This window comes from Streptomyces sp. NWU339 (genome assembly GCF_003143855.1).
Classification (GTDB): domain Bacteria; phylum Actinomycetota; class Actinomycetes; order Streptomycetales; family Streptomycetaceae; genus Streptomyces.
On record NZ_QFRK01000007.1, the window covers coordinates 215,403 to 240,523 of the forward strand.

Annotated in this window: 24 protein-coding genes and 1 pseudogene; 17 read left to right on the forward strand and 8 right to left on the reverse strand. The window is 71.4% G+C overall.

The genetic code is table 11. From position 1 onward, the window contains the following. Positions 1–290: 290 nt before the first annotated feature. The 4 genes from DIZ27_RS11375 to DIZ27_RS11390 all read left to right on the forward strand — a co-directional run bounded on the left by DIZ27_RS11375 (position 291) and on the right by DIZ27_RS11390 (position 4,964). Positions 291–1,565 (forward strand): extracellular solute-binding protein, encoded by a 1,275-nt coding sequence (locus DIZ27_RS11375; protein ID WP_109378227.1) that lies wholly within the window; start codon positions 291–293, stop codon positions 1,563–1,565. Between the two features lie 88 nt (positions 1,566–1,653). Further along, on the forward strand, positions 1,654–2,640 hold the full coding sequence (locus DIZ27_RS11380) for a carbohydrate ABC transporter permease (protein WP_109378228.1): 987 nt from the start codon (positions 1,654–1,656) through the stop codon (positions 2,638–2,640). Continuing rightward, a complete protein-coding gene (locus tag DIZ27_RS11385; protein ID WP_109378229.1) occupies positions 2,637–3,467 on the forward strand; it encodes a carbohydrate ABC transporter permease in 831 nt (276 codons plus the stop codon). The genes DIZ27_RS11380 and DIZ27_RS11385 overlap by 4 nt, the downstream gene beginning before the upstream one ends. Positions 3,468–3,476: 9 nt before the next feature. Further along, positions 3,477–4,964, forward strand: a complete 1,488-nt coding sequence (locus DIZ27_RS11390) for a glycoside hydrolase family 3 protein (protein ID WP_109378230.1) — start codon at positions 3,477–3,479, stop codon at positions 4,962–4,964. Positions 4,965–5,059: 95 nt separating this feature from the next. On the opposite strand, the gene DIZ27_RS11395 is transcribed toward DIZ27_RS11390, so the two are convergent. Then, positions 5,060–5,647: a YdeI family protein gene (locus DIZ27_RS11395; RefSeq protein ID WP_109378231.1), complete on the reverse strand. Its 588-nt coding sequence runs from the start codon at positions 5,645–5,647 to the stop codon at positions 5,060–5,062. 64 nt (positions 5,648–5,711) lie between these two features. Then, positions 5,712–7,352, reverse strand: a complete 1,641-nt coding sequence (locus tag DIZ27_RS11400) for an MFS transporter (RefSeq protein ID WP_109378232.1) — start codon at positions 7,350–7,352, stop codon at positions 5,712–5,714. Between the two features lie 345 nt (positions 7,353–7,697). On the opposite strand from DIZ27_RS11400, the gene DIZ27_RS11405 reads away from it, so the two are divergent. After that, positions 7,698–8,339 (forward strand): TetR/AcrR family transcriptional regulator, encoded by a 642-nt coding sequence (locus tag DIZ27_RS11405; RefSeq protein ID WP_109378233.1) that lies wholly within the window; start codon positions 7,698–7,700, stop codon positions 8,337–8,339. Between the two features lie 30 nt (positions 8,340–8,369). On the opposite strand, the gene DIZ27_RS11410 is transcribed toward DIZ27_RS11405, so the two are convergent. Then, a complete protein-coding gene (locus tag DIZ27_RS11410) occupies positions 8,370–9,146 on the reverse strand; it encodes an IclR family transcriptional regulator (RefSeq protein WP_109378234.1) in 777 nt (258 codons plus the stop codon). Positions 9,147–9,243: 97 nt separating this feature from the next. On the opposite strand from DIZ27_RS11410, the gene DIZ27_RS11415 reads away from it, so the two are divergent. From DIZ27_RS11415 to DIZ27_RS11430, 4 genes are all read left to right on the forward strand, one after another. Next, on the forward strand, positions 9,244–10,413 hold the full coding sequence (locus DIZ27_RS11415) for a cupin domain-containing protein (protein WP_109378235.1): 1,170 nt from the start codon (positions 9,244–9,246) through the stop codon (positions 10,411–10,413). After that, a complete protein-coding gene (locus tag DIZ27_RS11420; protein WP_109378236.1) occupies positions 10,410–11,255 on the forward strand; it encodes a fumarylacetoacetate hydrolase family protein in 846 nt (281 codons plus the stop codon). Before DIZ27_RS11415 ends, DIZ27_RS11420 begins: the two co-directional genes overlap by 4 nt. Then, positions 11,255–11,965, forward strand: a complete 711-nt coding sequence (locus DIZ27_RS11425) for a maleylpyruvate isomerase family mycothiol-dependent enzyme (protein ID WP_109378237.1) — start codon at positions 11,255–11,257, stop codon at positions 11,963–11,965. Before DIZ27_RS11420 ends, DIZ27_RS11425 begins: the two co-directional genes overlap by 1 nt. Positions 11,966–12,029: 64 nt before the next feature. Next, a complete protein-coding gene (locus tag DIZ27_RS11430; RefSeq protein ID WP_109378238.1) occupies positions 12,030–13,334 on the forward strand; it encodes an FAD-dependent oxidoreductase in 1,305 nt (434 codons plus the stop codon). Between the two features lie 365 nt (positions 13,335–13,699). Here DIZ27_RS11430 and DIZ27_RS11435 read toward each other — a convergent pair whose 3' ends face one another. The 3 genes from DIZ27_RS11435 to DIZ27_RS11445 all read right to left on the reverse strand — a co-directional run bounded on the left by DIZ27_RS11435 (position 13,700) and on the right by DIZ27_RS11445 (position 16,759). Continuing rightward, positions 13,700–14,719, reverse strand: a complete 1,020-nt coding sequence (locus DIZ27_RS11435; protein ID WP_109378239.1) for a hemolysin family protein — start codon at positions 14,717–14,719, stop codon at positions 13,700–13,702. After that, positions 14,716–16,062, reverse strand: coding sequence for a hemolysin family protein (locus tag DIZ27_RS11440; protein ID WP_109378240.1), 1,347 nt, complete (start codon positions 16,060–16,062; stop codon positions 14,716–14,718). The genes DIZ27_RS11435 and DIZ27_RS11440 overlap by 4 nt, the downstream gene beginning before the upstream one ends. Before the next feature lie 211 nt (positions 16,063–16,273). Next, on the reverse strand, positions 16,274–16,759 hold the full coding sequence (locus tag DIZ27_RS11445) for a tellurite resistance TerB family protein (protein WP_109378241.1): 486 nt from the start codon (positions 16,757–16,759) through the stop codon (positions 16,274–16,276). Positions 16,760–16,994: 235 nt separating this feature from the next. Between DIZ27_RS11445 and DIZ27_RS11450 the strand changes: the two genes are divergently transcribed. From DIZ27_RS11450 to DIZ27_RS11485, 8 genes are all read left to right on the forward strand, one after another. Continuing rightward, positions 16,995–17,411: a cell division protein SepF gene (locus DIZ27_RS11450; protein ID WP_109378242.1), complete on the forward strand. Its 417-nt coding sequence runs from the start codon at positions 16,995–16,997 to the stop codon at positions 17,409–17,411. Between the two features lie 92 nt (positions 17,412–17,503). After that, the gene (locus DIZ27_RS11455; protein ID WP_109378266.1) at positions 17,504–18,754 is read left to right on the forward strand and encodes a biotin transporter BioY; all 1,251 of its coding nucleotides are present in this window, start codon (positions 17,504–17,506) and stop codon (positions 18,752–18,754) included. Further along, positions 18,747–19,124 (forward strand): nucleotide pyrophosphohydrolase, encoded by a 378-nt coding sequence (locus tag DIZ27_RS11460; protein WP_109378243.1) that lies wholly within the window; start codon positions 18,747–18,749, stop codon positions 19,122–19,124. The genes DIZ27_RS11455 and DIZ27_RS11460 overlap by 8 nt, the downstream gene beginning before the upstream one ends. 191 nt (positions 19,125–19,315) lie before the next feature. Next, positions 19,316–19,792 (forward strand): DUF6099 family protein, encoded by a 477-nt coding sequence (locus DIZ27_RS11465; RefSeq protein WP_109378244.1) that lies wholly within the window; start codon positions 19,316–19,318, stop codon positions 19,790–19,792. A gap of 74 nt (positions 19,793–19,866) precedes the next feature. After that, complete coding sequence (locus DIZ27_RS11470; RefSeq protein WP_109378245.1) at positions 19,867–20,577, forward strand: VanZ family protein; 711 nt, start codon at positions 19,867–19,869, stop codon at positions 20,575–20,577. 68 nt (positions 20,578–20,645) lie between these two features. Beyond that, positions 20,646–21,341: a response regulator transcription factor gene (locus tag DIZ27_RS11475; protein ID WP_109378246.1), complete on the forward strand. Its 696-nt coding sequence runs from the start codon at positions 20,646–20,648 to the stop codon at positions 21,339–21,341. Next, complete coding sequence (locus DIZ27_RS11480; RefSeq protein ID WP_109378247.1) at positions 21,334–22,413, forward strand: HAMP domain-containing sensor histidine kinase; 1,080 nt, start codon at positions 21,334–21,336, stop codon at positions 22,411–22,413. Before DIZ27_RS11475 ends, DIZ27_RS11480 begins: the two co-directional genes overlap by 8 nt. Positions 22,414–22,587: 174 nt before the next feature. After that, positions 22,588–23,511, forward strand: a complete 924-nt coding sequence (locus DIZ27_RS11485; protein WP_109378248.1) for an LLM class F420-dependent oxidoreductase — start codon at positions 22,588–22,590, stop codon at positions 23,509–23,511. 23 nt (positions 23,512–23,534) lie between these two features. On the opposite strand, the pseudogene DIZ27_RS11490 reads toward DIZ27_RS11485, so the two are convergent. Continuing rightward, a pseudogene (locus tag DIZ27_RS11490) lies at positions 23,535–23,642 on the reverse strand (IS5/IS1182 family transposase); the annotation flags it as partial. 41 nt (positions 23,643–23,683) lie between these two features. Next, positions 23,684–24,870 (reverse strand): IS3 family transposase gene (locus DIZ27_RS11495; protein ID WP_109378249.1). Its coding sequence is split into 2 segments (ribosomal slippage): positions 23,684–24,615 and positions 24,615–24,870, totalling 1,188 coding nucleotides; the frame shifts between segments, so codons are not numbered across the junction. Positions 24,871–25,121 lie beyond the last annotated feature (251 nt).

Here is a 25,121-nt window from a genome sequence, read left to right on the forward strand (position 1 = left end):
GGCGCCGCACACTCGGCGGTCCCGTTATAACCGCACGCTTCTCTTTGGTCTAGTCCAACCTTCGACACGTCCCTGTTTGGGAGGAGTTGCAGGTCCGTGCGGGGGCGCTGGGGGTGGTCCGGGCGATTGGTGACGCGACCCTTGACAGGGTCATAGGTCTAGGCCAAGCTCCCCCTGCTGGTCTAAACCATTTAGAGGAAGCCGGGTCCCAGCCCGCCGAGTGTCGCGCCGTTGCGAGGGTCACCGCCGAAGGCGTGGGTGTGGAAGGCGTTCCTGAGGAGGGGTGGCGCGTGAAGCGCAAGCTGATAGCCGCGATCGGGGTCGCGGGCATGTTGTTCTCCGTCGCCGCGTGCGGGGGAGACGACGGTGACGGCAAGAGCACCGGGGCGAACGGGTACGAGGGCCAGACGCTCACCGTGTGGATGATGGACGGCTCCTCGCCGGACGAGTGGCAGAAGGACCTGATCGCGGAGTTCGAGGCGAAGACCAAGGCGAAGGTCAAGTTCGAGGTCCAGCAGTGGAACGGCATCCAGCAGAAGCTGACCACCGCCCTGTCCGAGGAGAACCCGCCCGACGTCTTCGAGATCGGCAACACCCAGACCCCGGCCTACGCCAAGACCGGCGGCCTCGCCGACCTCGCCGACCTCAAGTCCGAGATCGGCGCCGACTGGACCGAGTCCCTCAACGAGTCGTCCGTCTACGACGGCAAGCAGTACGCGGCACCGTGGTACTTCGCCAACCGGGTCGTCCTCTACAACAAGAAGGTCTGGGCGGACGCGGGGCTGAAGGACACCCCCAAGACCCGCGACGAGTTCTACGACGCGCTCAAGACCATCGGTGACAAGACCGACGCCGAACCGATCTACCTGCCGGGCCAGAACTGGTACCACTTCGTCGGCCTGGTGATCGGCGAGGGCGGCGAGCTCGTCAAGAAGGACGGCGACAAGCACGTCTCCAACCTCGGTGACCCGAAGGTCGCCGCCGCCGCGGAGACCTACAAGAAGTTCCAGGCCCTGTCGAAGGCGCCCAAGGACAAGGACGAGGCCACCCCGCAGCAGGGCCAGGTCTTCGCCAAGGGCAACGTCGGCGCCTTCATCGGCATGGGCTGGGAAGCCGGCATCGCCATCGAGGCCAACCCGAAGATCGAGCAGGACATCGGCTACTTCACCATCCCGGGTCCCACGGCCGACCAGCCCGAGGGCGTCTTCCTCGGCGGCTCCAACCTCGCCGTCGCCGCGGGCAGCAAGAAGCAGGACCTCGCCCAGGAGTTCCTGAAGCTCGCCCTGTCCGACAAGTTCGAGGGGCAGCTGGCCAAGCTCAACGGCGTCATCCCCAACAAGGAGTCGCTGCAGAGCAACCTCGAGGGCAACGCCCCCGCCGAGGCCGCCGCGCCGGCCGCCGCCGTCGGCGGCACCACGCCGCTGATCCCGGAGTGGGCCGCGGTGGAGAACGCGCCCAACCCGATCAAGACGTACCTGACCGCCGTCCTGAGGGGCAAGTCCCCGGCCGAGGCGGCCAAGCAGGTCGAGGGCGAGTTCAACAAGCGCCTGGCGCAGCAGCAGTAGAAGCGCACGCGCTCCGACCGGAGCGGGGGCCGGCCACTCGGCGGCCCCCGCACCGCGTCCGGGTACGTCGAGAAGAGAGATCGCGAGCATGACCGTGCAGACCGAACGGCCGCCCTCCGGCCCGGCGGACCTCCGCAAGGCGGACGACGGGGCGGCACCCGGCAGGCCCCCCTCGCGAGCCGGCGCGCTCGCCCCGTACCTGTTGCTGCTGCCCGCCTGCGCGGCCACCGTGCTGCTGCTCGGCTGGCCGCTGCTGAAGGACGTGCTGCTGTCGTTCCAGAACCTCAACATGGGGCAGCTGATCCAGCGCGTCACCGAGTGGAACGGCGTCGACAACTACACGGAGACCCTCACCAGTGGGGACTTCTGGCGGGTCACCCTCCGCTCGATCCTGTTCACGGCGGTCAACGTCGTCCTGATCATGGTCCTGGGCACCCTGGTCGGCCTGCTGCTCGCCCGCCTCGGCCGGCGGATGCGGGTCACCCTGCTGCTCGGCCTGGTACTGGCCTGGGCCATGCCCATCGTGGCGGCCACCACCGTCTACCAGTGGCTGTTCGCCCAGCGTTTCGGCGTCGTCAACTGGGTCCTGGACAAGCTCGGCTGGCACTCCATGGCCGACTACAGCTGGACCAGCAGCCAGATGTCGACGTTCTTCGTCGTCATCGTGCTGATCGTGTGGGCGTCCATCCCGTTCGTCGCGATCAATCTGTACGCGGCGACCACCACCATCCCGAACGAGCTCTACGAGGCCGCGTCCCTCGACGGCGCCGGCGCCTGGCGGAGCTTCACCACGGTCACCCTGCCGTTCCTGCGGCCGTTCCTCTACGCGACGACCTTCCTGGAGGTCATCTGGGTCTTCAAGGCGTTCATCCAGGTCCTCGCCTTCAACGGCGGCGGTCCCGACCGGCTCACCGAGATCCTGCCCGTCTACGCCTACGTCGAGGGCATGGGCAACCAGCACTACGGCATGGGCGCGGCGATCGCGGTCCTCACCATCCTGATCCTGCTCGGCCTGACCGCCCACTACCTCAGGATCGTGCTCAAGCAGGAGAACGAAGAGGAGGCCGCGCTGTGAAACGCTCGCTCTTTGCCCGGGTCTGGCCCAACGCCACGGCCGTCGTCCTGTTCATCGGCTGCGTCTTCCCCGTGTACTGGATGTTCACCACGGCCTTCAAACCGACCGGCGACATCATCTCGGAGAACCCGGTCTGGTTCCCGACCGACGTCACCCTCCAGCACTTCAGGACCGCGACCGACGCGGACCACTTCTGGACGTACGTCCGCAACTCGCTGACCGTCACCGTCCTGGCCGTCGTCTTCTCGCTGATCATCGCGCTGGCCGGCTCCTTCGCCCTGGCACGGATGCGGTTCAAGGGACGGCGCGGCTTCATCATCGGTTTCATGATGGCCCAGATGGCGCCCTGGGAAGTCATGATCATCGCGATCTACATGATCGTGCGGGACGCGTCGATGCTGAACAGCCTCGTGCCGCTGACGCTCTTCTACACGATGATGATCCTGCCCTTCACCATCCTGACGCTGCGCGGCTTCGTCGCCGCCGTGCCGAAGGAGCTGGAGGAGTCGGCGATGGTCGACGGCTGCACCCGCGCCCAGGCGTTCCGCCGGGTCATCCTGCCGCTGCTCGCCCCGGGCCTGATGGCCACCTCGCTGTTCGGCTTCATCACCGCCTGGAACGAGTTCGCCCTGGTCCTGGTGCTCAACAAGGACGTCGAGGCACAGACCCTGCCGCTGTGGCTGTTCAGCTTCCAGACCCAGTTCGGCGACGACTGGGGCGCGACCATGGCCGCCTCGTCACTCTTCGCCGTCCCGATCCTGATCCTCTTCGTCTACCTGCAGCGCAAGGCCGTCAGCGGCCTCACCGCGGGCGCCGTGAAGGGATAACGCCACCCGATGACGACATTCACCACCGGCACCGACACCCTCACCCGGGACGCTCTGGCCGTCCTGCAACCGGGCTTCGCCGGCACCACCGCGCCCGACTGGGTGCTGCGCCGCCTCGGCGAGGGCCTCACCTCCGTCGGCCTCTTCGGGCGCAACATCGCCTCGCCCGGGCAACTGGCCGCCCTGACCGGGCAACTGCGCGCCGAACGCCCGGACGTGCTGGTCGCGATCGACGAGGAGGGCGGCGACGTCACCCGTCTGGAGGTGCGCACCGGCTCCTCCTTCCCCGGCAACCACGCCCTGGGCGCGGTGGACGACACCGAGCTGACCAGGTCGGTGGCCGCGGAGCTGGGCCGCCGGCTCGCGGCCTGCGGGGTGAACTTCAACTGGGCCCCCTCCGCCGACGTGAACTCCAACCCGGACAACCCGGTCATCGGCGTGCGTTCCTTCGGTGCCGACGCCGGCCTGGTCGCCCGGCACACCGCCGCCTACGTCGCCGGCCTGCAGTCGGCGGGCGTGGCGGCATGCACCAAGCACTTCCCGGGACACGGTGACACGGCCGTCGACTCCCACCTCGCCCTGCCCCGCATCGACGCGGACGCCGCCGTGCTGGCCGAACGCGAACTGGCGCCGTTCCGCGCGGCCATCGCGGCCGGCTCGCGCGCCGTGATGAGCGCGCACCTCCTGGTCCCCGCGCTGGATCCGGACCATCCAGGAACACTGTCCCGGCGGGTACTGACCGACCTGCTGCGCGGCGAACTGGGTTACGAGGGCCTGATCGTCACCGACGGCATGGAGATGCAGGCCATCGCCGGCCGCTACGGCATCGAACGCGGCAGTGTGCTGGCCCTCGCGGCCGGCGCCGACGCGATCTGTGTGGGGGGTGGTCTGGCCGACGAGGAGACCGTACGGCGGCTGTGCGACACCCTGGTCGAGGCCGTCCGCTCGGGCGAGTTGCCCGAGGAGCGCCTGGCCGACGCGGCGGAGCGGGGCCGCGCGCTGGCCCGCTGGACCGCGGAAGCGCGGCGGTCCCCGTCCCCGGGCGACCCCGAACCGGAGATCGGCCTCACGGCGGCCCGCCGCGCGGTGACCGTCACCCGCACCGGGCCCACCGCACCGGTCACCGCACCCGTGTACGTGGCGACCTTCAGCCCCGAGGCCAACATCGCCGTCGGCGACGAGACGCCCTGGGGCGTCGGAGCGGAGCTGGAGCGGCTGCTGCCCGGCACCACCACCGGCCACTTCACCGGCACCGACGCCGGTGCGCGGGTGCTCGAGGCCGCGGCCGGCCGGCGCGTGGTCGCCGTGGTCCGCGACGAGCACCGGCACCCGTGGATGCGCACCGCCCTGGACACCCTGCTCGCCGCTGCGCCGGACACCGTCGTCGTGGAGATGGGCGTCCCGCAGTCCGCGCCGCGCGGCACCCCGTACATCGCCACGCGCGGCGCGGCCCGCGTCTGCGGTGTGGCGGCGGCGGAGGCGATCGTCGCGGGCTGACACCGAAGCGGTCCGGGCCCCGGCGCCCGGACCGCCTCTCCACGTGCCGGGAGCGGATGCCTGCCAGACCGTCACGTGGTCACGGCGTCACATCGTCACGGATGGAGCTTCTCCCCCTCGGCGAGCATGGCGACGAACTTCTCGATACGGGCCGCCCTGGTCTGCGGGCGCTTGGCGTCCTGCACGCGGTAGAGGATCGCGTACCGGTTGCGGCTGTCGAGGGTGCCGAAGAAGTCGCGGGCCGCCGGGACCGCGTCCAGCGCGGCCCGCAGGTCGTCGGGGACGGTCGCGGTGCTCTGGCTCGCGTACGCCGCCTCCCAGCGGCCGTCGGCCCGGGCCCGCTCCACCTCGCGCAGTCCGGGCTCCCGCATCCGGCCGGCCTCGATGAGCGCGGTGGCCTTCTGCCGGTTGATCCTCGACCACTTGCTGCGCGGACGCCGGGGAGTGAACCGCTGGAGCCAGTGGGTGTCGTCCAGTTTCTTCTTGTGCCCGTCGATCCAGCCGTAGCACAGCGCCGACTCCAGGGCGGCGGCGTAGTCGGGGCCGGGCAGTCCGGAGTCCTTCCTCGGGATCCGCAACCAGACCCCGGGCAGCTCGTCGTGGTGCTCCTCCAGCCACTCCTCCCACTCGCCCTGCGTTTCGACGGCGAGGACCGGGTCCCCCGTGCGCGCTTCGTCAGCCATGGCACACAGGGAACCCGGTCCGCGTCCGCGGGGTCAACGACACGGGCCCCACCGGTGTGGCGGTCTACTGCGCCGGAGCGGTGGTCGGGGCCTGGGGCCGGTCCGACGGGTCCTGCTCGGCTGTGTGTTCCGTGTCCAGGGTGCGGGGAGCGCGGATGCCGGCCATGCCGATCACGGTCACGGCCGCGGCCACCGCGGCGGCGACCCCGCACACGGTGTAGGCGAGGCCGAACCCGCTGCCCAGCGCGTCGAGGGCGATGCCCTGCGCGGCCGCTCCGGGGGCGTCCGGCGGCAGGCTGTTCACGGCGATCGGTCCGGCGGCCCGGCCGATCTCCGTGGCGGCGCCCAGCTGGTCGGGCGGCAGGTTCGCGCCGGCCAGCTTCGAGGCGAAGGTCTCGCCCGCGTGGCTGAGGGCGACCGCGCCGACGACCACCGGGCCCAGGGCGAAGCCGAGGTCGCGCAGCATGTTGGTGGTGGCGCTCGCCATGCCGGCCAGCCGTCCCGGCACGCTGTTCAGCGCGACGGCCGTGATCGAGCTGACGGCCAGTGCGAAGCCGACGCCGATGAGCAGGGTGGGCACGACGAACGGGGTCAGGCTCCGGTCGGTGACGTCCAGCCGGGCGCACAGGAACGACCCGACGGCCATCAGGCTGAAGCCGGAGGTCAGCAGCCAGTTCGGGGAGACCCGGTGGAGCAGCCGGGAGACGACCGGGATCAGGGCGAACGCCGGTCCCTGGAGCAGCAGGAAGGGGAGGGCGACGCGCAGCGGGTCCTGGTGCTGCACGGGGCCGAGCCACATGCTCGTCGCGAAGCACGCGCCGAGGAAGGCGATCATGCCGATGACCGCCACGACCGACCCCACCGCGAAGGCGCGGTCCTTGAACAGGGAGAGGTTGAGGATCGGGGACTCGGCACGGCGCTCGATCAGCAGGAAGGCGATCAGGAAGCCCGCGCCGACGGCGAACGCGCCCACGATGTCCGGCGCGCCCCAGCCCTTCTCGGGTCCCTCCACGGCCGCGTACAGCACCAGGATGAGACCGATCGCGAAGGTGATCTGGCCCGGGACGTCGAGCCGGCGTCCCTCGGCGGCCTTCGACTCGGTGGCCAGGGCCAGCGAGAGCACCATGCTGACGAAGGCCAGCGCGACGAGGACCAGGAACGAGCCCCGCCACGACCCGACCTTGGCGAACGCCCCGCCGATCAGGGGGGAGAGCGCCGCACCGGCCGACAGGAAGCCGCTCCACAGCGCGATGGCGCGGGCCCGCTCCAGGGCGCTGCGGGCGACGTCCGCGATCATGGTGAGTGATCCGGGGAACATGGCGCCGGCGCCGAGACCGTTCAGCGCGGCGCCGACCCACAGCCACTGCACGGTGGGTGAGACAGCCGAGACGATGCTTCCGGCGACGACGAGCGCCGCACCCGAGGCAATGAGCCTGCGGCGTCCGAACAGGTCGCCGAGGACACCGAAGGTGAACTCGAAGACGACCACGGCGATCATGAAGGACGCCGTGATCCAGGTCAGCTGGGACCCGTGCGTGCCGAGATCCTGCTGGAAGAGTCCGTTGAGCGAGGCCGGCAGGGCGTTGGCCAACTGGGCCACGAACACCGCGGCGCTCGCGGCAGCAAGCGTGCCCGCGTAGCCCGGCTTCCGGGCGGCCCCCGCGGAAGGGCCGGGGGACGTCGTCGTCCCGTTGTTGAGCGTCACTGCAGTCTCCCTGACTGGGATGGTGAGGCGGCCCGGCTCCTTGTGGCCGGTTCCGGTGGGTGTGACGGGGTGGGCGCGACCTGTCGGACCACGTGGTGACGTGGCGTGGAGTGGGGGGAGGGGCGCAGACCGGGCTTCCGGGAGGTGGCGAGCGAAGCGCGGTGACGGCGAGAATGGCACTAGCTTTACGCCACGTCAAGGAAATGTATGCCGCGTACGAAAAGCGATCATGAAGTAAGGGAGGCGTCGTCGAACGGGAGACCGGCGATAGGATGAGCGCCATGACCGCCCCCACGGCCGAACCGTCCACCAAGCCGTCCGGCGCCAGGAAGCGGGGGCGCTGAGATGGCCGGGCTGCGCGAGGCGCAGAAGCGGATGACCCGCAAGCTCCTGCTGGACTCGGCACTGGAGCTGTTCCGCACCAAGGGCTACGCCGCCACCACCGTGGACGACATCGCCGCCGCGGCGGGCACCACCCGGGTGACGTTCTACGCGTACTTCCCGTCCCGCAGCGACCTGATGCGGGCACTCATCGGCGAGCTGAACGAGAAGCTCGAACGCATTGACTCACCCGTCCACGGCTCGACCGCCCGGCGCCTGGTCGAGGTCGTCCACGACGGCAGCCGCGAGGCGATCACCGAGTGGCTGTACGGCATCTCCGGCCGCTGGGAATCGATCCGGCCCTACACGGTGGCCGCCTTCGAGGCGGCGGCGGTCGACCCGGAACTGCGCGGCCTGGTGAACGCGTGGCTGGAGGAGGCCGTCAACGACATCGAGGAGGGCCTCGACCAGGCCGACCGCTTCCCTCCCGAGAGCCGCCACCTGCGCGGTGTGCTCGCGATGGCCCAGCTCGACCACGTGGCCCGCACCTGGACCCCCGGCCACTGGGGCGCCGACCGCGCGTCCGTGGTCGACGTCCTGGCCGAGAGCTGGACCGGCCTGCTGGGCACCGGCGCCCCGGACGTGCCGGAAGCGCGGCGCGACTGACCGCGGAGCGGGGGAGGAGCAGCCGGGCTCTCAGGCCGTCCCGGCCAGGTCCGTGCTCAGGGCTCGGGCCGCCGCTTGCAGGGTGCCGACCAGGAACTGCAGGTTGAGGGGGTCGTAGCGGGTGCCCGGCATGGAGATCGACAGGCCTGCCTGGACCGTTTCCCCGGCGTCACGGACCGGGACCCCGACGGCCACCAGGCCCCGCTCGGAGCGGTTCCGGTTCACGGCGAAGCCCCCGCGGGCGATGTCCTTCAGCTCCGCGGACAATGAGTCGAGGTCCGGGCGCTCCTGGGGCCGGTCGCGGTAGTGCTCGCTCGCGTACACCTCCGCCAGCTCCTCCTCACTCAGTTCCGCGAGCAGCAGCAGGCCGCCCGTCGTCCGGTGGGCCGGGAAGACCATCCCCTCCCGGGACCCGACCCGCAGCGCCCGGTCGCACTCCACGCTGGCGATGAACCGGGCCGTGTCCCCCGTGCGGATGGTGAGGTTCGTGGTCTCGTTCAGTCGGTCCACCACCCGGTGCAGGTGGGGCAGGGCCGCCGTCCGCAGCCGGGACACCAGGGAACGCGAGTGCGTCGCCAGCTCCAGCACCGGACCCGCGTGGTAGACCCGGTTCTCGTCCCGGACCGCGAAGTCCCGGTAGACCAGCATGGCCAGCAGCCGGTGCGCGGTCGACCGGGCCACCCCGAGCCGCTCGGCGACCTGCGTGACGGTCAGCGAGCCCTCCAGCTGGAGCATCGTCGCGGCCCGCAGCGCGTGGTCGACGCTGGCGATGGCGTACGGCGGCGGCGTCTTGAGCGGCTTGTCCACGGCGAACCTCCCGGTGCGGCCCGTTCCGAATGTCGTTCCTGTTCTGCTCTCCAGAATTTACATGTCCGTTCCGTGGACATGAAGCACAGTGGGAGCTGTGACCACCTCCTTCAGCACCCCCCCTGCCACGGGCTCCCCCGTCCGCCTGAGCGCTGTCAGCGCCGCGGACCAGCCCGACGTCACCCCGGCGCTCGAGGAGCTGTACCGGGGCTTCGAAAGCGAACTGCTCGTCCCGCTGTGGACCGAGATCGGCGACCTCATGCCGGCACACCCGCGCTCCCGCGCCGTACCGCACCTGTGGCGCTGGGAGCGGCTGCGGGAACTGGCCGCCCAGGCCGGTGAGATCGTCCCGGTCGGCCGGGGCGGCGAGCGGCGCGCCATCGCACTGGCCAACCCCGCCCTCGGCGGCCGCCCCTTCGCCACGCCCACCCTGTGGGCGGCCATCCAGTACCTGATGCCCGGCGAGGACGCCCCCGAGCACCGTCACACCCAGCACGCCTTCCGCTTCGTCGTCGAGGGCGAGGGCGTGTGGACGGTCGTCGGCCGCGACCCGGTGGCCATGCGGCGCGGCGACTTCCTCCCGCAGGCCGGGTGGAACATGCACGCCCACCACAACGCCACCACCGAGCCGATGGCCTGGATCGACGGTCTGGATATCCCGTTCCAGTACACCAGCGAGTCCCAGTTCTTCGAGTTCGGCCGCGACGAGATCAGCGACGCCGAGCGGATCACCCCGGACCGGTCCCGCTCCGAGCGCCTGTGGGGCCACCCGGGACTGCGCCCGGTCGCCGCCGGCTCGGCCGCCCCCGGCACGCCCCTGCTGGCGTACCGCTGGGAGCACACCGACCGGGCGCTCACCGACCAGCTCGCCCTGGAGAAGGAAGGGTTCGACGGCACGGTCGAGCCCGGCCACGCCGCCGTCCGGTTCACCGACCCGTCCAACGGCACCGACGTGCTGCCCACCATCCGCGCCGAGGTGCACCGCGTGGCCCGCGGCGCCGAGACCGCCCCGGTGCGCGAGACCGGCTCGTCCGTCTACCAGGTCTTCGACGGCTCCGGCACCGTCACCGTCGGCGACGTGTCCTGGTCCGTGACGCGCGGCGACCTGTTCGTCGTCCCGTCCTGGCAGCCGCTCTCCGTACGCTCCGAGGCCGGTGCCACCGACTCCGACTCGGGCGCCCTGGACCTGTTCCGGTTCAGCGACTCCCCGATCTTCGAAGCCCTCCGGCTCGACCGCACCCACGTGGAAGGAACCACCCGCTCATGAAGCTCGCCACCCTCCGTACCGACGGCACCACCAAGGCCGTCCGGCTCGACGGTGACGTCCTGGTCGACCTCGGGTTCCCCGACGTGGGCACCCTGCTCGCGCAGGACGACTGGGCCGAGCGCGCCGCCGCCCCCGCCGACGGCGCGACGACCTACCCCGCCGAGGGCGCCGACCTCGCCCCCGTGGTCCCGCAGCCCTCCAAGGTCGTGTGCGTCGGCCTCAACTACCGCAACCACATCCAGGAGATGGGCCGGGACCTGCCCGAACACCCCACCCTGTTCGCGAAGTTCGCCGACTCCCTGATCGGCGCGGGCGACGACATCGTCCGCCCCGAGGAGACTGACCAGTTCGACTGGGAGGTCGAGCTCGCCGTCGTCGTCGGCAAGCAGGTCCGCCGCGCCAAGGGCGAGCAGGCCGAGCAGGCCATCGCCGGCTTCACCGTGCTGAACGACATCACCACGCGTGACTGGCAGTTCCGCACCCGCGAGTGGCTCCAGGGCAAGACCTGGGACTCCACCACCCCCGTCGGCCCGTACCTGGTGACCCCCGACGAGCTGCCCGGCGGCGTCCGCCCCGCGCTCGACGTCAAGCTCACCGTGGACGGCGAGGTCATGCAGTCCGACAACACCGGTGACCTGCTCTTCGACCCGGTCGCCCTGGTCGAGTACGTCTCCACGATCATCCGCCTCAACCCCGGCGACATCATCGCCACCGGCACCCCCGGCGGCGTCGGCCACGCCCGCAAGCCCGCCCGCTACCTGCTCGGCGGCGAGACCGTGGTCACCGAGGTCCAGGGCATCGGCCGGCTGGAGAACAAGGTCGTCAAGGAGAAGCAGGCCTGATGCCCCGCACGTTCGACGACGCCCGCCGCTGGGCGGAGCTCGGCACGAACCTGGTGCTCGAGGCCACCGCCGGCTTCGACGACGAGGCCTACGACGCGCCCAGCGGCCTGCCCGGCTGGCGGCGCAGGCAGCTGGTCGCCCACGTCGCCGCCAACGCGGACGCCCTCGGCAACCTCGTGCACTGGGCCGCCACCGGCGAAGAGACCCCGATGTACGCGTCCCCCGAGGAACGGGCCGCCGGCATCGAGCGCGGCGTCGGGATGCCCGCCGCCGAACTCACCGGATGGCTGCGCCGGTCCGCCGCCGAACTCGCCGCGTCGACGGCGAAGCTCGGTGACGACCAGTGGCAGTCCCAGGTGGTGACGGCACAGGGCCGCACGGTGCCCGCCACCGAACTGCCCTGGATGCGCTCCCGCGAGGTGTGCGTCCACGCCGTCGACCTGGACACCGGCATCACCTTCGCCGACCTGCCGGCCGACTTCCTCGCCGCGCTCTGCGACGACGTCACCGCCAAGCGCGCCAAGGCCCCCGGCCCGGCGCTGCGCCTGACGGAGACCGACACCGGAGAGGTCCGGGAACTCCCCGGCGACGGCGAACCGACCGTGCTCACCGGCCCGCTCGCCGAGATCACGGCCTACCTCACCGGGCGCAGGCACGCCCTCACCGCCCCCGACGGCGGCCCGGCACCCACCTTGGGTCCCTGGCTCTGACCGACGGCGCCGGATCCCGGCGCGGCCAGGCAGAGCAGGGTCCCCTGCTCAGACAGGAAAAACGATGACCCCTGCAACCCCTCCCACCGAAGGCCGACCCGACGCCATCATCGTCGGCGGTGGCATCGGTGGCCTCAGCACCGCCTTCGCCCTCGCCCGGGAGGGGCTGCGCGTCCGCGTTCTCGAACGGGCCAAGGAGTTCGGCGAGGTCGGGGCCGGCCTCCAGATCGCGCCGAACTGCACCCGCATCCTCGACGAGTACGGTCTGCTCGACGAGGCCAAGGAACTCGGCGTGGTCCCCGAGAGCATGGTCATGCGCGACGCGCTCGACTCCAACGAGCTGGTCCGCCTCGACCTGGGCGAGCTCGAGCGCCGCTACGGCTTCCCGTACATGGTCATCCACCGCAGCGACCTGCACGCGATCTTCCTGCGTGCCTGCCGGCGGGCCGGCGTGGACCTGGTGACCGACCAGACGGTCGTCGACTACGAGAACACAGCCGACGGCGCCCGCATCACCCTGGCCGACGGCCACACCGAGGAGGCGCCGCTCGTCATCGCCGCCGACGGACTGCGCTCCGTGGCCCGGCAGAAGCTGGTCGGCGACGACGTGGTCAGCTCCGACTACGTGGCCTACCGGGCGGCCGTCCCGATCGAGCAGGTCCGGGACAACGGCATCGCCGAGAAGGACGTCACCGTCTACATCGGCCCCCGCTGCCACTTCGTCCAGTACGCGCTGCGCGGCGGCGAGATGTTCAACCAGGTCGCCGTGTTCCAGTCGCCCAAGGCCCTCGCCGGGCAGGAGGACTGGGGCACCCCCGACGAGCTCGACGCGGCCTTCGAGGGCACCTGCGAGACCGTGGGCAAGGGCATTCCGCTGATGTGGCGGGACCGCTGGTGGCAGATGATGGACCGCGACCCGATCGACACCTGGGTGCACGGCCGCATCGCCCTGCTCGGCGACGCCGCCCACCCGCCGCTGCAGTACATGGCACAGGGCGCGATCATGGCGATCGAGGACGGCTGGGTCCTCGCCCGGCACGTCGCCCGGCTGCGCGCCGAGGGTGACGCCGACTCGGCCGTCGACTGGGAGGCCGCGCTGGCCGCGTACCAGGCGGTCCGCGTCGAGCACTGCCGCCGGGTGCTGACGACCGCCCGCGCCTGGGGCGAGCTGTGGCACCTCGACGGCACGCCGCGGCTGCAGCGCAACGCGATCATGCGTGAGATCGACCCGACCGAGTGGGCCTTCACCGACTGGGTGTACGGACCCACCGCACTGTTCCCGGACGAGGAACCCGCCATGTTCACCCCCGTCCCGCTGGCGTCGGCCCGCGTCGAGGAGAACGACCCGACAGTGACCGCGGCGGCCTAGGGCCTGCCCGGCGGATCAGGTCGCAGGAAATCAACGGCGCTTCATCAGCGCAGGTGAGCGGGGTCTGGTGCGTCCAGCTGCAAGGCGGAGGAGGGCGTCGACGCGGAGCGTCGGCAACCGACGACAACGCCGCTGGGGGTCCCCCTGCTCGAAGAGCTTGGGGGAGGGCGTGCCAGACCCCGCGTCTGTGGCATGATCCGCCGGACAGGCCCCAGGCCCCAGGCCCCAGGCCGCGGAAGCCGGCGCAGCCGCGCTCGCGGGTGGCACGGCCCGCTGACGACGGGAGCCGAGCACGAGAGCGCCGGCCGGTCCGCATGTCGCGGACCGGCCGGCGCTCTGTCGTGCTCACACCCGGCGGCGTGCGGTCAGCCCCCGGCCGGGAGCATCAGCCGGGCCAGCAGGTCGTCCAGGGTGACCAGACCGGTGAGCCGGCCCGCGTCGTCGCGGACGACCGCCAGCGTGCCCCGGCGTCGGCGCAGCACGTCGATCGCGTCGGCGACCGTCGTGGTGTCCGTCAGCTCGGGCACCGGGCGGGCCAGCTCACGGGCGCTGGTGGCGCGACCGCGGGCACGGGCGACCAGGGCGTCGCGCGCGTGGACCGCACCGAGGACGGTGCCGCCCTCGCGGACGAGCAGCCGGGTGCGGTCGTGCGCGGTGGCCACCCGCAGCACCTCGTCGACACCCGCGTCGCCCCCGACGGAGGTGATCTTCTCGGCCGGGATCCGCAGGGCGGCGACCGGGGTGTCGGGCTCGGTCAGCGAGCGGGTGAGCAGTTGCGAGTCCGTCTTGCTGATCAGGCCGAGCCGCTCCGACTCCACCACCAGGTGGGTGAGCTGTTCCCGGTCGTGGACCGAGGCCAGCTCGTCGCGCGGGCTCACCCGGCACATCCGTACCAGGGCGTTGCTCACCACGTTCAGCACGTGGATCAGCGGCCGGACGGCCTTCACCACCGCACGGAACGACGGGGCGAGCAGCATCGCGGAACGCTCCGGGTGGGCGATCGCCCATGACTTGGGCGCCATCTCGCCGACCACCATGTGCAGGAACACCACCACGGTCATCGCGACGGCGAACGCCACACCGTAGCTGACCGCGCTGGGCAGCCCCAGGGAGTGCAGCAGCGGGTCCAGCTGGCGCGAGATCGCGGGCTTGGAGACCGAGCCCAGACCCAGCGTGCACACCGTGATGCCCAGCTGGGCACCGGCCAGCATGAGCGACAGCTCGCGCATTCCGGCCAGCGCGGCACCGGCGCCGCGCCGCCCCTCGGCCGCCGCCTTCTCCATCCGGTGCCGTCTGGCGGCGACCAGTGCGAACTCGGCCGCCACGAAGAACCCGCTGCCGATCAGCAGCAGCACGGTCACGAAGAGAGCCATCGGGAAACTCATGCGGGCTCCTCCGTCGTGTGCTCTTCCCGGGCCAGGGGCGTGATCCGCACCCGCTCGGCGACATGCCGGTCCAGGGTGCGTACGTCGATCACCGCGCGGCCGCCCCCGGGCAGCTCGACGGCGATCCGGTCACCCACGATGGGGAAACGGCCCAGCCGGTCCACGATCAGCCCGGCCACCGTTTCGTAGTCGTCCTCCTCGGGCAGCCGGACGCCGGTCGCCTCGGCCACCTCGTCCAGCCGGCGGCCCGCGTCCACGAGCCAGCCCTCGCCGTCGGCCACCGCGAGCTCGGTGACCTTGTCGGACTCGTCGGCGATGTCACCGACCAGCTCCTCGGCGATGTCCTCGTAGGTGACGATGCCGGCCACCCCGCCGTGCTCGTCGAGGACGACCGCGAACTCGTCGTCCTGTTCGCGCATCCGCGCGACCGCGTCCGGCAGCGGAAGCGTGTCCGGCAGCAGCAGGGGCCGCCTGGCCATCGCCCCGGCCGTGGCGCCCGTGAGCCGCCCGGCGGGCACCGCCATCAGCTCGCGCACGCCCAGCACCCCCGCGATGTCGTCGGGGTGATCGCCGAGCACGGGGTAGTTGGAGTGGCCGTGCGCGGCGATCAGGGCGACCGCCTCGTCGGCGTTCGCCTCCCCGCGCACGAAGACGGCGTCCGCGCGCGGCACCATCACCGCGTGCAGGGTGCGCTCGGAGAACTCCAGCGCGTGGTCCAGCAGGGTGGCGGTGTCCTGGGGCAGCGCCCCGCTCTCGTGGGACTCGCCGATCAGATGACCGAGCTCCTCCAGCGTGGCGCCGTGGTGCAGCTCCTCGACCGGCTCGATGCCGATGCGGCGCAGCAGCCGGGAGGCCGCGTTGTCGAAGATCCGCACCACCGGTCCGACGACCTTCAGATACGCCAGGGTCGAGCCGGCCAGTGCCTTCGCCAGCCGCTCCGGCACGGCGATGGCGAGGTTCTTCGGGGCCAGCTCGCCGAGCACCATCTGGACGATCGTGGCCAGCACGAAGGCGAGCACGACGGCGATGCCGCTCACCGCCGAGTCCGGCAGTCCCAGGCCGGACAGCGCCGGCCTGAGCAGCGCGGACACCGACGGCTCGGCGATGAAGCCGACGACCAGACCGGTGACGGTGATGCCGAGCTGGGCGCCCGACAACATGAAGGACAGCCGCTCCAGAACCTTCAGCGCGCGGGCGGCCCTGCGGTCCCCGGCCTCGGCCTCGCGGGCGAGCATGAGCCGGTCCACGGAGACGTAGGCGAACTCCTGGGCGACGAAGTAGCCGGTGCCCGCGGTCAGCACGAACACGGCGAACAGGCCCCACAGGGCCTCCACGGCACTCATCCAGCACCACCCCGCCGGGCGCCGATTTCAACGATTACGTGACGGGGCGGTCCGGGACTGTGTCCCGGGGGGTCCGTCGATCTGCCGGACACGTACGTGGCTCCTCGTATTCCTGCGGGTCGGGTCTGTCGGCGGTCCAACGATCCTGACGGGAGCCATGTTCCCGCGACGGGCCGGACCGCACCCCTCCGGGTGCGGTCCGGCCTGCGGCTCACAGGTCGAACTCGTGGGGCGGCAGCCCCAGCGCGAAGCACGCCTCGCGGACGACCGCCTGCTCGTTCTGGTCGAAGTCGCCGTCGGCGCCGCCGATGACGATGCCGATCTGGATCACGGCGCGCGCCTCGGCGGGCTTCTTCTTCGCCTTCGCGACCTCCTGCAGCACGCTCACCTTGCCGAAGGCGAAGTTCGCGATCAGCTTGTCGAGGTTCTCCTCGAAACGGCGGCGCAGATCGTCCGCGGGGAAGTTCCGCAGGACGTCGTTGGTGGAGATGAGCTGAGCCACCCGCTGCCGCTCGGAGGGGGCGACCGAACCTCCCCCACTGCTTAACGCGTGGGAGGTGCCCCCAGCGGCGGCGACCAGGGCGCACATGGCCATGCTCGCGTCACGGAACGCACCGCTCTTCAGGTCGTTCTTCTTCGCCTCGAGCTGGTTCTGCATCTGCGACGCGGACTCCTTGATGCGGTCCCACAGGGCCATGCGCACTCCAAGTGTTCGGGTGTGGGGCGCCGGCTTCACGCCGTGCGGTCCGCCGGGCCCCGGATGGTGTCGACAGTAAATATCTACAGCAGTGTAGAAGTTAGCGGATCCTGTCCGGGGCAGCAGGCCACACCTCGGGCGCCCCGAGGTGGCAGAGTGTGTCGCATTGGGCCGAACGGGTGACCATGCGTAAGAATTGCCCGATGCAGACCATCAGCGCGAGCCGGGACGGAGCATGCCGGTGAACAGCCACGACGTCACCGACGAACAGTGGGAGGGGCTGGCCCAGGTCGTTCCGCTGCGGGGCCGGGACGCCTGGCCGTCCTCCGTGGGCCACCGGTCCATGCCGGAGGCCGAGACCGAGACACGCCGCCGCCTCGTCGTCCTGCGGGTGAACGTGTTCGCGGACGCCCGCGACGTCGCGGAGACCCTGATGGCCGGGATACCGGTCCTGCTCGACCTGACCAGCGCGGAGGGCGACGTCGCCAAGCGTGTGCTGGACTTCAGTACGGGCGTCGTCTTCGGCCTGGCGAGCGGAATGCACCGCGTCGACCGCAACGTGTTCCTGCTGACCCCGGCCGGCACCGAGGTGACCGGACTGATGGAGGGCATGGGGATTCCCGGGAGCGGGCAGGGCTCCCGGCAGGGGTGAACTGCCGGGAGCCGGCCGGGGTGTCGTCCGATCGGGGGAAGACCGCGCAAGCGGAACGGTTCGCCCCGTACCGGAACCCTTACCTTCCGCACATGACCCCGCTGCTCCCGTCGCCGTCCTCCGTCCCCTCACCCGGGCCCGCGCCGGTTCCCTCCCCGCCGCCCTCCCCGGCTTCCCCGTCCGCGGCGTTCACCGCGCCCTCCGGCAAGGACGCCACCCAGGGGCACCCCGACCGGCCGTGCGTCACCGGGCTGCTGCTGTCCGCGTTCGCCGGGCACCGCAACCTCGGGCTCCCGCTCGGCCCGTTCACCCTGCTCGCCGGCGCCAGCGGCAGCGGCAAGACCAGCGCGCTGCGGGCCTACGAGGCGCTCGCCCGGCTCGGCGGCGGGGCCGAGCTGTGGGAGGCGTTCCCCGAGCCGGACGCGTGTGTGCCGGAGCGGGCCCGTGCCGACGCGCAGCGCCGCCGGGGCTTCCGGATCGGCTGCACCGCCGACGGTCCCGAGGGCCCGGTCCGGCTGGAGGTCGCCGTGCAGGCCGAACCGGAGCTGCGGATCGTGGGGGAGCGGCTGACGGCGGACGGGGTGGTCCTGCTGGAGACCGCGCTGCGCGACCCCGGCCGACGCACCGTGCAGGCCGCGTGGCACACGGCCGGGTCGACACCGGTCACCCGGGCCCCGCTGCCCGACGACCGGCTCGGCACCGCGATGCTTCCCCTGCGCGTCGCGGGCAAGACGCCCGGACAGCGCAGGGTGCTGGCCGCCGCCGAACAGATGGTGGTCGCCCTGCGCTCCGTCTTCGCCTGTGACCCCCGCCCCGACCGCATGCGCGACCCGGTGCCGCTCGGCAGCGGGCGGCTGCTCGGCGGCTGCGGCAACCTCGCCGACGTGCTGTGGCGCACCCAGGCCGAGTGCGCGATCCGGTACGGGCTCCTGGTGTCCGCCGTGCGCGCGGCATGCGCCGGCCCGGTCGCCGGGCTGCGCGCCGAACCGTACGGCGCGGGACTGGTCCGCGCCCTGCTCGACCGGGGCGACGGCGTCCGCACCGACCTCGTCCGGCTGGGGGACGGAGAGCTGCGGTACGTCGCCCTCGCGCTGGTGCTGCTCACCGGGCCCGGTGTGCTGGAGGTCGACGCGCCCGGCGAGGTGCCCGCCGCGCTGCAGACGCTCACCGTGCTCGCCGACGGGCTCGACCGGGGGCTGGACCCGCTCCAGCGTGCCGAACTGCTGCGGCTGGCGGCGCGGATGTGCGAGCGCGGACACATCCGGCTGGTCGGCGCGGTGAGCGACGCGTCCTGGGCCGCGGGGGTGGGCGGAGTGACGGTGGTACACCTGGACTGTGACTGACCAGACCGACCCGACCGACCCGACCGACCCGACCGACCCCACCGGCCCGCGCGCCCCCCTCGACGTAGCCGGACTCCAGCGCAGGCTCGTCGAGTTCGCCGCCGCGCGGAACTGGCAGCCGTACCACACGCCGAAGAACCTCGCCACGGCGCTCAGCGTGGAGGCGTCCGAACTGGTGGAGATCTTCCAGTGGTTGACGCCCGAGGAGTCGGCCCGGGTCATGGACGACCCGGAGACCGCACACCGCGTCACCGACGAGGTGGCCGACGTGCTCGCGTACCTCCTCCAACTGTGCGAGGTGCTCGGCGTCGACCCGCTGACCGCACTGGACGCCAAGATCGACCGCAACGAGCGCCGCTTCCCGGCCTGAACCGCCCTCGCGCGGAGACGAACTCTTCACCGTCACGCTCCGTGGTCGATATGTCGACCGTTTTTGAATCGTTGTTCCCGTATTTTCGCCTCCTCCATGGCTTTCTGACTGAAAAAGCTTCACTCTGGGTAATTAACGGGGAAGTTGGGTGGACGCGTGGGCAGCGCGTCGGACAGACAGGGGCAGCGCACATGGACGCTGTGCGGCTGATAGCTGAGAGCAGACGGGCCCTGGCCACCGCCGGCGATGTGCCGGAGCTCTCGGCAGAGGTGTGGCAGGCCCAGGCCCTCGCCCAGGCGATAGGGAGCCGCCTCGCGGTCGCCGGCCCACCCGAACTGCGGGGCGAGGCACTGGGACTGACCGAACGGGCGGGCCGTGGCTGCGGTGTCCTGGACACACCGCCCCTCGCTCCCGCCGACCTGCGCGCGGCCCGGCTCACCGAACTGGGCGACGCCCGGCAGACCCTGACACACCTCGGCGGACTGCTCGGCGAGGTCGGTATCGCACTGGTCGGCCTCGCCTGCTCCGCGGACGACGAGTCCGCGTACTGGCAGTGCATCGAGGCCATCGACGCGGCGGACGAGTCCCGCGACCGCGTCCTGGAGATGCTCCGCAAACTGGCGGACCGCGACCGCGCCCTGTCGGAGCACGAGGCGGAGCGCACCTGAAGGCCGTCCCGGTATCGCGGACGTATCGAAAATCGCATACGCCACCGCAACCGCCCCCCGTCTCCCATGGGGGCATGAACCACAACGCATCCCTGTCGGCACCGCCCCGCCGCACACGCAGGACCGTGCTCCTCGGCCTGGCGGCCCTCGGCCTGGCGAGCGCCGTGTTCGCCGTGCGGCGGCCGCTCATGATGTCCGCCCCGATGTGCATGGCCGGACGGTGGCACGGCTGCTTCGACACGTTCAACGGCGTGGTGCTCATCACGCTGGTCACGCTGCCGTTGGCCGCGCTGGTGGTGTGGGCTCTGGCGCGCCGCCGACGGGCCGCCGGCGTCACATCGGCGTGGCGGATGTCGCTGGCCGAGGTGGGCATGGTCCACGGGACGGTGCCGTTCCTCTGGATGACCATGATGCCGGGCGCCGGGGCCGGCATCGTCCCCGGCCGGGTCAGCCTGGTACCGCTGCGGGACCTGCTCACGATGGGGACGCTCGGAATCGCCGGCAACCTGCTGGTCTTCGCATCGCTGGGGTTCTTCGCCCCGATGCGGTGCGCGGCGCTGGCGTCCGTGCCGCGGATCCTGGCGCTCGGGGCGGGCTGCTCGGTCCTGGTCGAAACCGCACAGTACGTCCTGCGGCTGGACCGGGTGTCCTCCGTGGACGACGTCCTGGTCAACGCCGCCGGCGCCGTGCTGGCCGCACTGGCGTCGCGCCGCTGGTGGCGCACTGCGACAGAAGCGCCGTCGGACCGGCCACGCCCCGAGCCGGCGCCGACACCGGCGGGCTGAGCCGCGTGTCCGGTGTGCCCACGTCCTCGCATACGTCGGCGATATGCCGTGCTGCTTAGGCTTCGGACATGCGCGTACTGATCGTGGAGGACGAGCCCTACCTGGCCGAAGCCGTCCGTGACGGTCTCCGGCTGGAAGCGATCGCCGCCGACATCGCCGGCGACGGCGACTCCGCCCTGGAACTGCTCGGCGTCCACTCCTACGACCTCGCGGTCCTCGACCGCGACATCCCCGGCCCCTCCGGCGACGAGGTCGCCCGGCGCATCGTCGCCTCCGGCAGCGGCATCCCGATCCTCATGCTCACCGCCGCCGACCGGATCGACGACAAGGCGTCCGGGTTCGAACTCGGTGCCGACGACTACCTCACCAAGCCGTTCGAACTGCGCGAGCTCGTCCTGCGGCTGCGGGCGCTCGACCGCAGACGCGCCTACGCCCGGCCCCCGGTCCGCGAGATCGCGGGCCTGCGCCTCGACCCCTTCCGCCGGGAGGTCTTCCGCGACGGACGCCACGTCGCGCTCACCCGCAAACAGTTCGCCGTGCTCGAAGTCCTCGTCGCCGCCGAAGGCGGGGTCCTCAGCGCCGAAGAACTGCTGGAACGGGCCTGGGACGAGAACGCCGACCCCTTCACCAACGCCGTCCGCATCACCGTCTCCGCACTGCGCAAACGGCTCGGCGAACCATGGATCATCGCCACGGTGCCGGGTGTCGGCTACCGCATCGACACCGGCCCCGACACCACCCGTCCCGGCAGTACGCATGCCTAGACGCCCAGGGCTCAGCGTCCGACTGAAACTCACCCTCAGCTACGCCGGGTTCCTCGCCGTCGCCGGCGCTCTCCTGCTGGCCGTGGTGTGGGTGTTCCTGCTGCGCTACGTGCCCGACAACTCCCAGGGCCTTCTCGGCATCTCACCCAACCGCTACCTCCTCGTGCGCATCTTCACCCCCGCCGCGGCCGTGGCGATGGCCTTCCTGCTCGTTTTCGGCCTCGTCGGGGGATGGATCCTCGCCGGCCGGATGCTCGCACCGCTCACCCGGATCACGGACGCGGCACGGACGGCCGGCAACGGATCGCTGTCCCACCGGATCCGCATGGAGGGCCGCCAGGACGAATTCCGTGAACTCGCCGACGCGTTCGACACCATGCTCCAACAACTCGAGTCGCACGTCGCCGAGCAGCAGAGGTTCGCCGCGAACGCCTCCCACGAACTGCGCACCCCGCTGGCCATTTCACAGGCACTGCTCGACGTCGCCCGCAAGGACCCCACCCGGGACCGGGGCGAACTCCTCCAACGCCTGCAGGCCGTCAACACGCGCGCGATCGGCCTCACCGAGGCACTCCTGCTGCTCGGCCGCAGCGACCGCGGGAACTTCACCCGCGAGAGCGTCGACCTCTCCCTCGTCGCCGAAGAGGCCGCCGAAACCCTGCTCCCCCTCGCCGAACAACGCGGGATCACGCTCGACGTCACCGGCGGGGCGACACGGACCGGCGGCTCCGCGGAACTCCTGCTGCGGATGGTGACGAACCTCGTCCAGAACGCCGTCGTCCACAACCTCCCCGCCGACGGCACCGTGACGGTCCACACCGAGGAGCAGGGCGACACGAGCGTGGTGCGGGTCGAGAACACGGGTCCTCCGCTCCCGCCGGAACTGGTGCCGACCCTCACCGAACCCTTCCAGCGCGGAACGCAGCGCGTACGCACCGACGAGCACGCAGGCGTCGGCCTCGGCCTCGCCCTCGTGCACAGCGTCGTCCGCGCCCACGACGGGACCCTCGACCTCGTCCCCCGCCCCACCGGCGGTCTCCTCGCCACGGTCAGGCTGCCCAGCACGCCGTAGGCATCGTCCCCGAGCGGAGTCGGACCGTCGACGGGAAGTCCGGTCGAGCAGGCGCAGAACGCCTGGGCGCACCTGGGGACGGTCACCCTCCGTCGCCGCGGTTCACCCGACCACCGGTCGCGGGCGCACGGGACCGGCCGGACCGCACCCGGCCCGACCAGGCAGGATGGAGACATGGATCTCCGTATTTTCACCGAGCCCCAGCAGGGGGCGACCTACGACACCTTGCTCACCGTCGCCAAGGCCACCGAGGACCTCGGCTTCGACGCCTTCTTCCGCTCCGACCACTACCTCACAATGGGCTCCGGCGACGGCCTGCCCGGCCCCACCGACGCCTGGATCACCCTGGCCGGCCTCGCCCGCGAGACCAAGCGCATCCGGCTCGGCACCCTGATGACCGCCGGCACCTTCCGCCTCCCCGGCGTCCTCGCCATCCAGGTCGCCCAGGTGGACCAGATGTCCGGCGGCCGCATCGAACTCGGCCTGGGAGCGGGCTGGTTCGAGGAGGAGCACACGGCGTACGGCATCCCCTTCCCCAAGGAGAAGCTCGCCCGCCTGGAGGAGCAGCTGGAGATCATCACCGGGCTCTGGGCCACCGAGACCGGCCAGACCTACGACTTCCACGGCACCTACTACGACCTCACGAACTCCCCGGCGCTCCCCAAGCCGGCCCAGGCGAAGGTCCCGGTGCTCATCGGCGGCCACGGCGCCGTCCGTACCCCGCGCATCGCCGCGCGCTACGCCGACGAGTTCAACATGCCCTTCGCCTCCCTCGAGGACAGCGAGCGCCAGTTCGGCCGGGTGCGCGCCGCCGCCCAGGAAGCAGGCCGCGAACCCGGCGACCTCGTGTACTCCAACGCCCTGGTCGCCTGCGTCGGCAAGGACGACCAGGAGATCGCCCGCCGCGCCGCCGCGATCGGCCGCGAGGTCGACGAACTCAAGGCCAACGGCCTGGCGGGCTCGCCCGCCGAGGTCGTCGACAAGATCGGCCGCTACGCCGAGATCGGCTCCCGCCGCATCTACCTCCAGATCCTCGACCTCTCCGACCTCGACCACCTGGACCTGATCTCCTCCCAGGTCCAGTCCCAGCTGTCCTAGGTCGTGTCTTGTCTGACAAATGATCACGGTTCGCGGAGCCAGAGGATGAGCGAGGCAAGCCGGAGGCCAGCGAGGTAACGGACAGCCAACTTGTCGAAGCGGGTAGCCACGGCCCGGAACTGCTTGAGCCTTGGAGTTGCCCCGGTCTGACAGACACTGATGGGCTTGCGAGCTATGCGGCTGCGTAGAGCACTCTATGTGGTGCCTTCGCGGCGTGACGATGTTCGTACTCGGCCGGGCTGAGCTGGCCGTTCGCCGAATGGCGGCGCCGGGGATTATAGAAGCCTTCGATGTAGGCGAAGAGGGTCTGCTCGGCGTGGTGTCGGGTGGGAAAGGCGGCCCGGTCGATGAGTTCGGTCTCCAGGGAAGCGAAGAAGCTCTCGGTGACGGCATTGTCGAAACACGAGCCGGTGCGGCCGGTGGAAGGCCGGATCCCCGCCTCTTCGCATCGCTGACTGAACGTCAGGCTGGTGTATTGGGAGCCCTTGTCGCTGTGATGCACGAGGCCGGGACGGGGTCTGCGGGCCGTGACCGCCATGGCGAGGGCGTCGGTGACCAGTTCGGTTCTCATGTGGTTGGCCATCGCCCAGCCGACGATGCGGCGGGAGAACAGGTCCAGGACGACGGCGAGGTAGAGCCAGCCCTCGCCGGTGGGGACGTAGGTGATGTCCGCGGTCCAGCGCAGGTTTGGCGCGCTCGCGGTGAAGTCGCGGCCGATCAGGTCGGGGGCGGTCGTGGCCTGCCGGTCCTGGCGGGTGAGCGAGGCCCGGCCGGTGCGGCGGTGCACACCGGTCAGCCCGGCCTCGCGCATCAGGCGGGCGACGCGCTTGCGTCCGACCGACAGGCCGTCGATCTCACGCAGGTCCGCGTGGATGCGCGGGGCTCCGTAGGTCTGGTGGGACCGCTCGTGGTGCCCGCGGATCTTCTCCGTGAGCTCGGCGTCCTCCCGCTGCCGGCGGGAGGGGGCGCGTTTTCTCCAGGCGTAGTAGCCCTGCCGTGACACACCCAGCAGCCGGGCCATGAGGGAGACGTCGTGGTGTGCCGTGTTCTCGTCGATCAGCCGGTAGCAGATCACCGGCTGGTCTCCCGGACGAAGAAAACCGTGGCCTTGCGGAGGATCTCCCTCTCCTCGCGCAGCTGCTTGACCTCGCGGCGCAGCTGGGCGAGTTCCTCCTTCTCGTCGCTGGTCAGGCCGGGGCGTTCCCCGATGTCCACCCGGTCCTGGTTGGCCCAGGTGCGGATGGTCTGGGCGGACGGCTCGAACTCCTTGGCCAGCTCCTCCGGCGACCGGCCGGCCCGAACCAGCTCGATTATCTGGCGACGGAACTCCGGCGGGTAGGCCGGACGCGTCCTTGGCACGATGAACTCCTCCTTGGGCCTGTTGCGTTTTCGCCTGCTGCGGCATGGCATCGAGGAGCTGGGGAAAACCGGGCGGGGCGGCCCGCCCTCTCCGCTATCCGGTCGCGGTCCGGGTCTTGTGCGGCAGAAAGTCGGGTGCGGTGCGGAACAGGGTCAGCAGATTGAGAGTCAGTGCCGCCAGCAGTGACTCCTCCTGAACGGCCTGCAAGCCTCGTCGGGCGAAGCGTCGCAGCCCGATGAGCTCCTTGAGC